The sequence below is a fragment of the Methylophilus sp. E2MeOHC9 genome, from assembly GCF_058744375.1.
Genome location: NZ_CP196024.1, coordinates 2,840,130 through 2,854,053, shown reverse-complemented (window position 1 = coordinate 2,854,053; position 13,924 = coordinate 2,840,130). Strand labels below are relative to the sequence as shown.

Genomic DNA, 13,924 nt, shown 5'->3' with positions numbered 1-13,924 from the left:
TTAATCGATCGTGACTAACTTACCAACACTCAAAAACAAGATGGCTGTTTTTACTGGCAGCTTTTCTTGCTGAAATAGCTTTGCGTAAGACGCCAGCTGCGGCTTAAAGTGCGCCGCCAACACGTTCAGATCTTGCTGGCTGCTCACGGGCATGGACTTATAGTCGATGATCCAGCGCACTCCCTCTGCGATAAACGTGCGATCAATGACTTTTTTGCTATCAGCCAGCTGTTCTATCGCCAGTTCTGAGGCCGCCTGGGGGTGAAGTTGTAACACCCATTGCCCGTCGGCCGATTGCAACGTGGTGGTCAGTATGGCGGCGGCTCTGGCGGCGCCAAGCGTCACTTCGTTCTCGGCATATCCGCGTTGTTTAAACCAGCGTTGCATTGCCGGCATGTGCATGAGGAATTGATTTTTGACACTGTCGCCCCAGCGAGCGATACCTTGCCCGGCAATCAGTTGCAGGTAAAGGTGGGCGAGGGTGCCGGTGTCTGCTTCCAATGCCGCTACCGGTGCATCTTCGGTCTGTTGGGTATAGTTCACTGCCGCCAGGGTGCCGGATGCTTGTAGCAAAACAGGGGTTTCTGCTTGCCGCACACGGATCAGTTGCGGCACGAACTGCCTGAGATCCGCATCTGTTTGCGCAAGCGGTGCACGTGCGACCAGGTCGTGCTCAGCGGTAAACCATGCGCTCACCGCAGGCCATAGCAAGTGCAGGAAAGTATTTTTTCGCGGCTGCGGATCCCCATTTTTATCCGGTTTGGCAGCGCCCAGTAAGTGCAATTGTCGCTCGGCACGTGTCGCAGCCACATACAACACGCGCGCATCTTCGTAAGCGGCGCGGGTTTTGTCGAGGTCATTTAAATAGTCATAGGCTGTGACCACGGCTGTTTTACCCAGTGCGGCCTGCTGACGTTTGCGCGCCGCAGGCACATAGGGCGCAGCGACCAGTTCTGTGATGCCATGCGCTAGCGTGACTTCTTCCCAGATCACCAGCTTGGCGTCATCTGGCGGGTTGCCGCCATCCAGCCCGGGCAGGATCACGGTATCAAATTCCAGGCCTTTGGATTTGTGGATAGTCATGAACTGCAAACTGGCATCGGCTTTGGCATCCGGTGCGGCGTAGAGTTTTTTCACATCTTCTGCCAGCGTCTGCGGGCTGAACTGGTTGTGTTGTTCCAAGGCGGCGATACGCGCAAAAAACGCCTGTACGTCCTGCACATCGTTTTCATTCCACAGACATTGTGCACCGCCCAGCCGTAACCAGGTATTGTGTACCCAGCGGCTGACGCTTGCCCGCCCGCGCCAATCCAGCGCAGATAGCATGACTTCCCTTACATGGCAGGCACGTTGCTGGCCATCTTCACTCAGCCTGGCGAGCACCGCCTCATCGCTGAGCAAATGCATCACACTTCTATGACTGTCCTGGCCTATCAATGCATGCAGGTCTGCCAGGGTCAGGCCACACCAGGGTGCACGTAGCAACGCCAGCCAGTGCACGCGGTCAGCACGTTGATGCAACGCATAGGTGAGGGTGAGCAAATCCTGCACAATCTGGCGATTGACCAGTTCTTCGATCTCGACTGCCTGAAAACTTAATTCGCTGTGGTTACGGCGCATCTCGCTCACCAATGCATGCAGATGCCGGCGTGCGCGCACCAGCACGGCAATGGTGGTATCCGGTTTATCCGCGCGTGTTTGCTGGATGATGCGGATGATCTGCTCGGCCTCCAGGTGGCGGATATCGGCGGGTTCGTCATCTGTTTCAGCGACAGGGATTAATAGCGGATGCACAAAGACGCCGGCGCCATTTGCATCTTCCCTGGTCGCCACAAATGGCCGGTAAGCGATGGCACCTTGTTGCGGTGCGTCCCTGGCAGGCAGCATGCCCTTGAAAGTCTGGTTGATCCAATCGACCACCAGTGGTCGCGAACGGTTGTTGCGCCACAGTTTGAGTGGCGTTAACAGGATGTCGCCTATGCCATACACCGCCACATTGAGGAACAAGCCGACATTGGCTTTGCGGAAGCGATAGATGGACTGCATGGGGTCGCCCACGGCAAACAGGGTGCGGCCATCGCCGGGCAGCCAGCCACGCGTGAGTGCCTTGAGCAGGTCGATCTGCATGGGGCTGGTATCCTGGAACTCATCGACCAGCAAATGCTGGATGCGGTAATCCAGCCGCATGGCCAGTTCGGTGGATACGCCACCTTCTACCAGTGCGGCCAATGCCCGTTGCGCGATCTCGACAAAATCCACTTCATTTTGTGCCTGGAAGCATAACCATAATTGGGCAGCCGCAATATTTAAAAGTTGGCTGAGGGCCTGGATGATGGCATCGTCTTCACTGTCCGGGTCAGGCAGCATGCGGATGCGGGCAATGCTGGCCTCACTGTCGCTGTGTTGTGCCAACCCATCCAGTATTTCAGTCAATGCTTCTTTATAGGGCTTGGCTTCATCAGTCGCTGGCAAGCCCATGTTTTTGTCCAGCCGTTTGCGCAGGCCACCGCTGGCAGTCAGTAATAACTCGGTCAGCGCGCGCCAGCCGGGTAAATCCTCAATGCTCGCTGTGTATGGCTGTTGCCAATCCAGTAAGGCAGACATCGCGTGATCGGGCGGGAGCTGGCTGGCGGCATAGCGCGCAATCGGCATCAGCGCCGACTGGAGGCGCCCGGGCAATGCCTGCGCTGCCTGCTGTAATTCGCTTTCGATTAAATGGTGCAATGCCAGCCTGGCCGCATCAGTTTTGTCGCCTGTCTGGCTCAAATGCAGCCATTGTTCACGCTTTGAGAGCATCGCCATCAGCAGGCCTTCCAGCCGTGACTGGTCATTATCCATATAGCGCAACACCAGGCGTACCGGTTCGCCCAGCGTGGCATCGTCCATGGTCTGCAACGCTTGCCCGGCTGCTTCGCGGTAATAGGCCCAGGCATCTTCAGTCACCGCCGGTTGTGTACCAAAACGGCTTAACAGCGGCATTTGCCGCGCCAGGTTGGCACACAGTGAGTCTATGGTGTAGATACGTAATCTTGCAGGCGTTTCCAGCAAGTGCCAGTTGAGTTCGGCTGAACGTTGCAGCGCCTGCTGCCCTAATTCAAAAGTGATTTGTTTATGCGGGGCTTCTGGCATCACGCCTGCCGCCGCCAGTTGCAGGCTATCGAGAATACGCGCACGCATTTCAGAAGCTGCCTTATTGGTGAAAGTAATGGCTATGATTTCTTCCGGCGCCTGCACGGTTTGCAGTAGCTTGAGCACACGTTGTGTCAGTAGCTCTGTTTTGCCTGCACCGGCGGGCGCTTCAACAATAAAGGATTCTATTGCCAGCGCGCGCTGGCGGTTGGCCGTATCGTTAGCCAGTGCCTGCTGCAAGTCAGCATCATGCATAGTCACACTCATGGCTGGTCACCACTATGCTTGTGTTCAAATTGCAATTGCCTTTCAGGCAGGCGCAACAATGGCAACACATCGCAATAATCCAGATCCTGCTCGGATTCAAATATCACAGCGGCTTCGCCTGCTTTTAAAGCCTGTGCGGTTTTGGTGATCTGGTTGCGCCAGTGCTGCAATATCGAAGTCCAGTCGGGGAAGGCTTCTGGATCAAATAATTTGTTTTTTTCGTGGTTGAACGCTTTGATGCCAGTCACGATGTCATCTTCAGCCGCCACACCGGTGAATCCGCCGTCCGTCAGCCTCAGTTTGCCAAAGCAAACCGCGGCGATGTCTGCATCCTGCAGGATAAAAGCGGCATAGATAGGCAGTTGAGGTTCGGTGATTTTGTCACTGGCCCAGTTTTTATAATCAGGCGCGCTGCCAGTTTTGTAGTCAATCACCACCAGTCGGCCATCCTCCAGCGTATCGACGCGGTCTATGATCAGGGTGACTTGTATGCCTTCGATCAGGGGTGTAAATTTTTCTTCTGTCAGGGTCACGTTGAATGCTTGCGGCCGTGCGCGTTCGACTTCCCATAGCCAGGTCAACGCCAGTTTGCTCAAACGTTCACTTTCCAGCTGGCAAAACACGTCAGAAAACGGTTGTGAAAATGCCTGGTTGAAATCGGCAATCACTGCGGTGGCGATCTGGTCTAGTTGAGTTTTGAGCGTTTCTGGCTGCACGGTTGACCATGCGACAGAAGGCTGCTGTGCCCAGAACGCCGCCATCACCTGGTGGATCAAATCGCCGCGCTGCATGGCATCCAGGCCATTGTGCGGGGTTTCAAGTTTGCGGGCTTTCAAGCGGTATTGATAAAACGCCCAGGCCGGGCACAGCGCTTGCGCACGCAGTAAACCAGTGCCGCCACTGACATGCTCGCCGTCTTGTACGGCCGGTGCCTGATGATCATCTAGCCATTGCCAGTCGTGGGTGCTGTTTTTTGCCAGTGTTTCGGCTAACGTGGCCGCGCCTGGTGTTGAGGTGGTTTCCGGGATGGCCTGTATCAGCGGGCTGATGCGTAACAGGCGGTCACCTTCACGGTCAGCATACGAAAAAATCACCTGCCTGGCTGAACGTAGCAGGCGCTGGTGAATCTGGCTGGCAAAGTCTATCTGCACTTCACTGCTAGCATTCGGCGTTGCCGCCTGGCGTTGCAGCTCGGCGGGGATCAAGGCGTTGGTGCGCGATAACGGTGGCCATACATGGTCATTCATGCCCATCACCCACACGCCATCCAGCGGTTGTGCTGAGGCTTCCAGCATGCCCATCAGTGTGATATTGGGCACATGCACTGTTTGCGGCTGGAAAATCTGTGCCTGGCATAATTGCGATAAGCGGTGCAGGGCAGACATGGCATCGATGGCACCTAGCCATGCATCCAGCGCTGCCAGCTGGCCCAATACTCGTTGAAACGATTGCTGGCACTGATATTCGTGGCTGGACAAACTGCGCTCGCCCGGCCAGTGCGTGGCTGCCAGCAGTTGATTAAAACTGGTCACCCAGGCAGAAGGGAGCTGTTTGCGCGGTGTTTGTTTTGCCTGTGTGAGCAGGGCATTTAAATCAGCGCATAGCGCCGGGCAAAGGATAGGGTGGATATCCTGTTGTCTGCGCTCGATAAAGCGCAGAAAGGTCGTGGCTTTTACCTGCAAAGGCAATTGCCTGCGCATCTCTGCATCAAGTGCTGCACGCGGATCGGCTTCGTATTGCGCTTGCGACCAATAAATATTTCCCAATAAGGCAGAAAGCTCGGTTTGTGTAAAAGGCGATTGCTGGAAAGCTAGCCTGAGCAAACTGAGCGCAGTATCCACCAGCGGCCAGCGGCTGAGTGGCAAGCCGAGTGAAAACTCATAACAACGTGGTGTTTCTGCATGTGCCGGATGCAATGCTTCGCGGTGAAATACATCGTCGAGCAGGTGGGCCAGTGTGTCACGCAGGGCATCCAGTTCTGGCACTACAATCGCCAGCCTGGCTTGGGGGTTGGTGGCTAAATGTTGTTGCGCCCAGTGCACGGCAGCGCGGCATTCGTCCATGGCTTCGGCAAATACCATGCGTTGGACTTCATCGGCGGCGACGCCCATGTCAAATGTCGTTACGCTGACGCCTTGCACCTGCAATTCGCTGATCAGTGCCTGCAAATGCGGGTTGATGCGGTCAAATCCGGCCAGTTGTATTTCCCCAGGCAACGAATAAGTCTGTTGCTGCAGTTGCCCCAATTGCCAGGCCTGGTAACGCACACTTTCAAGATAACCACTCTGTCTGCACAAGGCCTGGAACTGCTGGCGCCATTGCATGAACTGGCGCGTCTCTTCGGTCGCCGTGTCCATATCCACGCTGATATTCCACTCGATCAGGTAGCGGTTGGCTTCCAGGGCCGCGCTGGCCAGCCCATTGGTATTAAATAACGCCGCGGCTTCGTGACGGTTCAGGCTGGATTGAATGGCTTGTTCCCACAGCAATGCTTCCTGCGTTGTGGAAAGCATGCCCAGTGGCGCCTGTGAGACTTCGATCTGCCCGCATAAAATCGCATGTTCGGTCAGCTGGTTAAGCCAATCCTGCAAAGGGTAGACCTCAGGCGCCTCCCATTGCGACAAACCTTGTTGCTGGCATTGTTGCTGCAGCGTCTGGCGGATGCCTTGTGCCAGGCGCGCGGAGGCGCATAAAATAATGCGTTTGTTTGCTGTGGGCTGGGAATGCATCCGATGGAAAGTTTAAGCGTAATGAATCAGTGGGTTGGCAGTTTTTAACACGATTAAGTTTACTTGCGGCATAGATGACATATTGTTGCGTTTAAATGGGATGCGAGCAAACGAAAACTGCGAATGTGGTGCGTGGCGAATATCAATTCTTTACCTGATGATTTTCTCAGGTAATATCAATCCTTAACGCTAGCTGATTCTAACAATATTTAATTAGGTGCATATCAAATATGGGGAAATTTATAAAAATAATATTCTGGCTGATCCTGTTCCCGGTGGTTTTTTTCACGCTCTACACCTGGGCATCCCTGAATTGGGTATATTCCTACGGCGAACGGATCGGCTATGTGCAAAAGCTCTCCAACAAAGGCTGGGTGTGCAAAACCTGGGAAGGCGAGCTGGTGCTGGTGACCATCCCCGGCACGCAAGCTGAAAAATTCCATTTCACGGTGCGTGATCCGGCGGTGGTGCTTAAAGTGAACCAGTTGGCAGGTGAGCGGGCGCGGTTGTTATACAAAGAACACAAGGGCGTGCCCTCTAGCTGTTTTGGCGAGACCAGTCATTATGTCTATGATGCGCAAGAGATCGATGACGAAAAACAGTAATTGTTCGCTGCTTAAAACAAAAAATGCTCCCGAAAGGGAGCATTTTTATATGCGTCAATAGAATGCGCGGTTAAGCGATTAAACGCATGTGTTGCCGGGTGTCTGCTTCATGGTTCTCTGTTTTAAACTGGTTCACTGACACCACCAGGGTATGCACCTGCTCCAGCATGCTTTCTGCCGCGGCGGCTGCCTGTTCCACTAGTGCAGCATTTTGCTGGGTGGTTTCATCGATGGACGTCATGGATTCGTAGATTTGCTCCAGGCCGCTACTTTGCTGCATGGACGCCTCAGAAATCGCCTGTATGCTGTGTGATACTTGCTGTACGGCGCCGACAATCTCCTGCATGGTGTGCCCGGCCCGGCTGACCTGCTTGGCGCTGTCACTGGTTTGAGAGACAGAGGCGGCAATCAGTTCTTTAATTTCTTTGGCAGAAGCGGCAGAACGCTTGGCCAGATTGCGCACTTCACCGGCGACCACGGCAAAGCCACGTCCTTCTTCGCCGGCACGTGCCGCTTCTACGGCGGCGTTCAACGCCAGGATATTGGTCTGAAACGCGATACTGTCAATCACGCCGGTGATCTGCTCGATTTGCGCCGAGGTGTGGTTAATCGCCTGCATGGTGGTGGTCAGCGCACTAAACGCCTCGCCGCCTTCCAGCGCCAGCTGGTTGGCCTGGTTGGCTTGCTGGTTAGCTTGCTGCGCATGATCTGCGGTCTGCTTGATGTTGCTGGTCAAGGTTTCCAGATTAGTGGCGGTTTCCTGCAAGGCATTGGCCTGGGTTTCGGTGCGACGCGAAAGGTCGTTATTGCCTTTCTCGATTTCTGCCGCAGCGACCTGGATGGTCTCAGCTGCTACTTTGACCGTCTGGATGGGCGCTATCATCCGCTGCAGGATATCCTGTGAACCCTGTAATGCTTCCCTGAAATCGCCAGTATGGGCGGTAACATCCACCAGGCTGTAAAGTTGGCCTTGCTGCGCCTCGCCGGCAATCTGGCGCGTGTCTTCCACCAGGTGGTTAACGGCATGTATGCAGGTATTCAGGTTGTTGATCAATATCTTGAAATCGCCATGGAATTGATTGTCGATAGGCGCAGGAATATCCCCCGCCGCAATCCGTTTCACGCAATCAGCCGCCACGTGTAGAGGTGATACCACCGCATCCAGTGTCTGGTTGATGCCGTGGATGATTTTACGGAAGTCACCTGCATGCGCTTCAATATCGACACGAGTATTCAATTGGCCCTGTTGTGCGTCGGAAGCCAGGTGGTGCACATCGGTAATCAATTGATGGATAGCACCTGCACAGTGCTGCAAGCTGGTTTGCACCAGGTTAAAGTCACCGACAAAATGCGCTTCAATCTGGGTAGGAATATGACCGGCCGCCATTTCATCCAGGTAACGGGCAGTGGTTTTCAACGGATCGACTACAGCGTTCAGCGTCTGGTTAAATCCAGCGACAATCTGCTTGAAGTCACCGTGGTGACGTGACACATCCGCCCGGATACTCAGTTGCCCGTTTTCAGCAGCCTGCGACAAAGTCTGCACATCTTCTATCAGCAGTTTAAAATTCTGGCGCACTTGCTCTATGCTTTGATTGATATAACTGCGCTGACCGGGAAATACTTCCAGCGGCTGGTTGAAATCGCCTTCCCCAAACGCGGTCACAATCTGTAATGATTTCGTCTGCGCCAGGATGTGTTCTTCCACCATGCGGTTGATGCCTTCAGTCAGTTGCTGATAGGCACCGTTAAATTGCTGGCTGTCGATACGGTGATCAATCAGGCCTGCGCTGTGCTGGCTGGACATCTCATTCAGCGACGCCACGATGCGTTGAATGGTCGCTTGCATACGTTGCATTTCATTTAGCAACCTGCCGGTCTCGTCATTACGGGTGGGTATCTCATGCGTCATAAACTCACCGTTGGCGATCTGGTGCGATAAATGCAAAGCCTGGTTTAACGGCCGGGTGATAGAGCGGGTCATTTTCCAGGCAATGCCTATCGCCATGATGACAGCGATCAGTAAGGCAGTTTCAATCTGCTTGTTAGCCGCCGCAATGGTGGAGGCGAATTGACCGGAAGCCTCGGTGACGCCTGCGATATTCATATCCATCAGCAATCTCAGCGAGTGGTTCAATGGCTTGTCGGCCCCTTTCACGGTCGCGTCGATCTCGGTCACGCTCATGCCGCCATTTTTCAGTTCCTCGCAACGGGCAATCGCAGCGCGGTAAGTGGCAAGGCCAAGCGCCATATTGCCCAGAATCTCTTCTTCCTGCTGGTTGATTTCGCCGGTCGCCTTGTAAGCCGCCATTGCCTGTTCAATATCCTCCATGCTGTGCTGGAATTTGGTGGCTTCGCGACCGCCACGCAACACATAATTCTTGAAGTGATGCACGCCTTCACTCAAGCCTTTGCTGGCATTTTCAATTTGGCTGCGTTTGACCAGGTTGGTGTTTTCAAAATGCTGCCAGGTCTGGTGGATGTGATTGAATCCGCGCCAGGCAATGGCAAAAATGAGTGCGGTAAAAAGAATGAGTAATGCGTACCCTAAAAATAAACGGGTGCCCACATTCAGATGAGCGATGGATTTTTTCATGAATTCCTCTAGATAATGCTTGAATAACCAGCAACTGGCGTTGCCTTAATATGTGATGTTTGAGCAGCACACATGTGAATTACGCGTGAAAATCCCGGAACTGAAGGCCAAAATAAAAGCTTCATAAAAGCTTCATAAAACGAGTCAGGATTTCGAATGAATTCGCAGGGGAAATCGTGAACCGTTGTATGATGTGCAGGGCTGAAATGAACAAGAGCAGGGGAGACCCTGAATAGAGTTACTAATCAATGGCAGAGCACAAAAATTACATTACGCCGGAAGGCTACGCTGCGATGGAGAAAGAGTTTCAATACCTCATCAAGGTTGATAGACCGGAAGTGGTGCGTGTTGTTAGCTGGGCGGCAGGCAATGGTGACCGCAGTGAAAACGGTGACTATATTTACGGAAAGAAACGCCTGCGCCAGATTGATGGACGCATCCGCTTTTTGACCAAGCGCATGGATGCCGCCGAAATCGTGTATAGCCGCACGCAAACCAATACAGAAAAAGTATTTTTTGGCGCCTGGGTGACTTTGTTCAACCTTGACGATGAGAGTGAGATCATCATCCGCATCGTCGGCCAGGATGAGCTGGACCCTGCAAAGGGGTATATTTCGTGGGTAGCGCCTATGGCGAAAGCTTTATTGGGTAAAAATCTCGGCGATGCAGTGCGTGTGGTCACGCCTGCGGCCGAAACCGAATACGAAATCATTGATATCCGTTATGAATAAGCGCGTGACGGCATGATTTTGAACTAAAATAGACTAAAGTCTCTCTTACTGCCACGATGAAAAAACGTCTTTGCATTTTCCTGATCTGCTGGTTGCCATGCTTTGTCATGGCCGCTAGCGTCATGTCTATGCAAATGATGCTGTCGCAGTTATCTCCTGTATCACAACCGGCAGAAACGCACGCGCATGCAGCGCAGGCGATGAGCGAAATGCCTTGCCATGAGCACCAGTCAGCGCATGCTTCTGCAAACACAGGCGAAACGAACACAGCCAAACCGCATCATTGCGATGTATGTGGATTTTGCGCCATCAGCGGTGGCGTCGCACATTTTTATGCACTTTCCAATCTGCCACTGTTAGCCCTGAGTTCGGCTACGCCATTGTTCGTGGCAGCGCCTGTACATTCCCAAACTTACCCCCCCGCTATAAAACCACCCATATCCAGCTAGCAGGCAGGACAAATCCGTCTGTCGATTTGTCCGCTTATCCTGATCACGCTTTGCTCTAAAGCGTTTTTGCTAAGTTGAATATGGAGGGCTTATGTCCAGGCAATACACCATTGCATTGAGCGCCTTCTTTTTAAGCCAGTTAGCGCTGCCAGCCCAGGCGGCAGCACTGATGGGCTTTGAAGATAGCGCCATGCTCATGACCGAAATCGGTCGCTATAACCAGGAGTGGATGTTGAACTACTCGCCCACACTCGGGCATGCCATCGGCGTAGAGCAGATGCGTATGTCGGGTAAAGGCGAGCGGGCGACCACCATCACTGGTATCAATTACACCGGGTTGATCAAACGCTGGAACCTGCCAGCGGCGCAGGCCAATATCTGGTTCAACGGCAGCGTAGGCGAGGCCAAAGGCCAGTACGATGGCTTTGCCTATACACCCAGCCTGCAATTCGATATGGAATCGACCCGCTTGTATTTCCTGGCCAAGGCCCGCATGGTGCGTGCGCCTGGGATGAACTATGACACGGCGGCAGTCCAGGCTGGGTTTTCATTCTATGAAACCGGGTTTGACCAGACACAACCGTGGTTTGTCATCGAAGCCAAAACCATGCGCAATAACGACCCTGGCCTGCAAATCACGCCTGCGCTGCGCCTGATCAACAAAAACTACTTTCTCGAATTTGGTGTAACCAATCCATGGCAAGGAGAAGGCTTTGCGCCGCGCCTGAATGCCATGTTTGTGTTTTAACCATCAATACTTTAAGGATTAAAAATGAAAAAATTACTGATTACCCTGATGTTATCTGCCATGGCCCCGGCTGCTTTTGCAGTAACGACAATTAAGGCCGAAGTCAATGGCATGGTGTGCGCATTTTGTGCCAAAGGCATAGAGAAAAAGCTCAAGGCATTGCCGGAAGGGCAGGGCGCTTTTGTGGATTTAAAAAGCCGCGTCGTGGCCTTGCAGTTGAAAGAAGGAAAAGAGGTTTCTGATGAAGCCTTTAACAAGGTCATTCAGGATGCCGGATACTCTGTCAGCAAGATAGAGCGGGTCGGCCTGACCCTGGCTGAGATTCAAGCGCAAGTGGCGAATGCCGGAAAAGCAGGCGGCAAGTGATGGCCGCTGAAATGCATAGGTTGCAGACGGCCAAGAGACTCAATCTGTTATCGCTATTCACCAGCGGCTCGACCTTGATCTGTTGTGCATTGCCAGCCACGCTGGTGGCAATTGGCTCGGTGGCAACGCTGACCAGTTTGATCAGCCAGTTTCCGCAACTGATCTGGATCAGCGAGCATAAGCCACTCGTGTTTAGCGTAGCAGGGGCGATGTTGCTGGTGGCTGGCTGGTTGCAATGGCAGGCGCGCCTGCTGCCTTGCCCGACAGACCCGGCATTAGCTGCCTTGTGTAGAAAAACGCGCCAGCAAAGCCTATGGATGTATGTGTTTTCTGTGGTTTTGTTCATGATAGGCGCATTCTTTGCATTCGTGGCACCGTTACTGATTGAGTAATCTTTGCCTGGCCCCGATGATTGTTTAATGCGTCATCGGGGCTTCACTGTGATAAAAAAAGCCGACTTGAAGTCGGCTTTTTGCTGGCTGGAAGGTGTTATTTTGGCGTTGCCGGATCAGGCTCGGCGACAAAAATCTCTACCCGGCGATTTTTTGCACGGTTTGCGGCAGTGTCATTCGCTGCAACAGGTTCATGCGATCCGCGCCCATCTATCGTGATACGGCTGGTGGCAATGCCGCGCTCAGACAAATACTTGCGGGCACTAGAAGCGCGATTGACTGATAATGGATCATTCACGGCATCTGAGCCGCTGTTATCGGTATGGCCCACAATGGTCACGCGTGCCGCCTGGTTGCTTTGCAGGCCGGTCGCGAATTTATCGAGGATAGGGCGGAAATTCGGTTTGATATCAGACTTGCCGCTATCAAACGAAATATCGCTGGGGATTTCGAGTTTGAGTTGATTGTCGCTGGTTTTGGTCACCGCCACACCAGTGCCAGCAGTCGCCTGTTCCATTTCCTGCTTTTGCGCTTCCATTTTTTTGGACCAGATGTTGCCCGCGATGGCGCCGGCACCTGCACCCACAGCTGCGCCTATCGCAGCACCCTTGCCGCCATTGGCGATGGCACCAATCACGCCACCGGCAGCTGCACCGATGCCGGCACCCTTGGCTGTGCCTTTCTGTGTTTCGCTCATGTTCGCGCAACCGGACAAGCCAATCGCAGCTGTTAATAATGAAACCGTCACTATGTTATGAATGTTGTTATGCATTTTTTCCTCCTTAGAAAGTTTTTGTAACTCTGGTTGGTCATGCATATGCAAGCTAAGTTCAGTCATCAGGCAGCGGCTAGAGAATTTTTTTGAGCCTGCCTAGTCACATTTTGATGCAAGTGTAAGGTTTTTATTTATTGCGAATAATAATGATTCGTATTTATAATGTTTAAAAGAACAATTGTGTTTGGCTTCCATCCTGCACACATTCAGTGATTGAAAGGTGTTACATGCACTCCCTCCTTCAGAAAAATGGTTTCAGACTGGCCGTGAGCTACGGGTGGCGCACGCTTGGTTATGCAGTGTGCGCAGTCGGCGCTGTGTTTCTGTTGCATGAGGCCTGGCAATTGATTGCAAGCCAGCCCACCTTGCGTATCGCCCTCGGTTCAGGATCTATCGCAGCGCTGGCAACGGCATTGGGCGTTGTGCCTATGCTGGTGACACGTGCGCCGGGTCGCCGTGTGCATGACACTTTGCTGGGCTTTGGCGCAGGCGTGATGCTGGCAGCGACCTGTTTCTCATTGATAGTGCCTGCGCTGGATGTGGCGCAGACGCAAGGCATGGGACGCTGGGGCGCTTCGATACTGACTGGTACGGGTATCCTCATGGGGGCAGGCTGCCTGATGTTGCTGGAGCGCAAATTGCCACACCAGCATTTCTTCGGTGGTGCTGGCACGGAAAGTGCGCAGCGCATCCGCAGGCTTTGGTTGTTCGTGTTTGCGATCGTGCTGCACAACATTCCGGAAGGATTAGCCATAGGTGTATCCGCAGCCGGGAATGACGCTGCACGTGCTGCTGCCTTAGCTACCGGCATTGCCATACAGGATGTGCCTGAAGGGCTGGTGGTGGCGCTCGCGCTGAGCAGTGTGGGTATGGGTAAATGGAAATCGGCGTTGCTGGGTGCGGCTTCCGGCCTGGTCGAGCCGGTCGCAGCCGTACTGGGTGCTGCCGTATTGATCTACAGCCAACCCATGTTGCCATGGGGTCTGGCTTTTGCCGCAGGCGCGATGCTGTTCGTCGTCAGCCATGAAGTGATCCCAGAATCACATCGCCAGGGGCACGAGCTGTTCGCGACCACCGGGCTGCTGGTTGGTTTTGTGTTGATGATGATGCTGGACACCGCTTTGGCGTAAACCACGA

At 53.5% G+C, this 13,924-nt stretch carries 11 protein-coding genes; 7 read left to right on the top strand and 4 right to left on the bottom strand.

Annotated elements, in window-relative coordinates; genetic code table 11:
- Entirely contained in the window at positions 1-3,396 is a 3,396-nt protein-coding gene (locus tag ACSSVF_RS13665; protein ID WP_492404158.1) for a UvrD-helicase domain-containing protein, read from the bottom strand.
- Positions 3,393-6,125: a PD-(D/E)XK nuclease family protein gene (locus ACSSVF_RS13660; protein WP_492404156.1), complete on the bottom strand. Its 2,733-nt coding sequence runs from the start codon at positions 6,123-6,125 to the stop codon at positions 3,393-3,395. The genes ACSSVF_RS13665 and ACSSVF_RS13660 overlap by 4 nt, the downstream gene beginning before the upstream one ends.
- Before the next feature lie 230 nt (positions 6,126-6,355).
- On the opposite strand from ACSSVF_RS13660, the gene ACSSVF_RS13655 reads away from it, so the two are divergent.
- Complete coding sequence (locus ACSSVF_RS13655; protein ID WP_492404154.1) at positions 6,356-6,730, top strand: hypothetical protein; 375 nt, start codon at positions 6,356-6,358, stop codon at positions 6,728-6,730.
- 70 nt (positions 6,731-6,800) lie between these two features.
- Here ACSSVF_RS13655 and ACSSVF_RS13650 read toward each other — a convergent pair whose 3' ends face one another.
- Positions 6,801-9,326 (bottom strand): methyl-accepting chemotaxis protein, encoded by a 2,526-nt coding sequence (locus ACSSVF_RS13650; RefSeq protein WP_492404152.1) that lies wholly within the window; start codon positions 9,324-9,326, stop codon positions 6,801-6,803.
- Positions 9,327-9,574: 248 nt separating this feature from the next.
- On the opposite strand from ACSSVF_RS13650, the gene greB reads away from it, so the two are divergent.
- The 5 genes from greB to ACSSVF_RS13625 all read left to right on the top strand — a co-directional run bounded on the left by greB (position 9,575) and on the right by ACSSVF_RS13625 (position 12,012).
- Positions 9,575-10,057 (top strand): transcription elongation factor GreB, encoded by a 483-nt coding sequence (gene greB, locus ACSSVF_RS13645; RefSeq protein ID WP_492404150.1) that lies wholly within the window; start codon positions 9,575-9,577, stop codon positions 10,055-10,057.
- A gap of 56 nt (positions 10,058-10,113) precedes the next feature.
- The gene (locus ACSSVF_RS13640) at positions 10,114-10,506 is read left to right on the top strand and encodes a hypothetical protein (protein ID WP_492404148.1); all 393 of its coding nucleotides are present in this window, start codon (positions 10,114-10,116) and stop codon (positions 10,504-10,506) included.
- 91 nt (positions 10,507-10,597) lie between these two features.
- Positions 10,598-11,254 carry a hypothetical protein gene (locus ACSSVF_RS13635; RefSeq protein WP_492404147.1) on the top strand — a complete coding sequence of 219 codons (657 nt, stop codon included), beginning with the start codon at positions 10,598-10,600 and terminating at the stop codon, positions 11,252-11,254.
- Between the two features lie 24 nt (positions 11,255-11,278).
- The gene (locus ACSSVF_RS13630) at positions 11,279-11,620 is read left to right on the top strand and encodes a heavy-metal-associated domain-containing protein (RefSeq protein ID WP_492404146.1); all 342 of its coding nucleotides are present in this window, start codon (positions 11,279-11,281) and stop codon (positions 11,618-11,620) included.
- Positions 11,620-12,012, top strand: coding sequence for a hypothetical protein (locus ACSSVF_RS13625; RefSeq protein ID WP_492404144.1), 393 nt, complete (start codon positions 11,620-11,622; stop codon positions 12,010-12,012). Before ACSSVF_RS13630 ends, ACSSVF_RS13625 begins: the two co-directional genes overlap by 1 nt.
- 97 nt (positions 12,013-12,109) lie before the next feature.
- Here ACSSVF_RS13625 and ACSSVF_RS13620 read toward each other — a convergent pair whose 3' ends face one another.
- A complete protein-coding gene (locus ACSSVF_RS13620) occupies positions 12,110-12,784 on the bottom strand; it encodes a YiaD family glycine zipper/OmpA-like lipoprotein (RefSeq protein WP_492404143.1) in 675 nt (224 codons plus the stop codon).
- A 230-nt stretch (positions 12,785-13,014) separates the two neighbouring features.
- Between ACSSVF_RS13620 and ACSSVF_RS13615 the strand changes: the two genes are divergently transcribed.
- The gene (locus ACSSVF_RS13615) at positions 13,015-13,917 is read left to right on the top strand and encodes a ZIP family metal transporter (protein WP_492404142.1); all 903 of its coding nucleotides are present in this window, start codon (positions 13,015-13,017) and stop codon (positions 13,915-13,917) included.
- Positions 13,918-13,924: the final 7 nt, after the last annotated feature.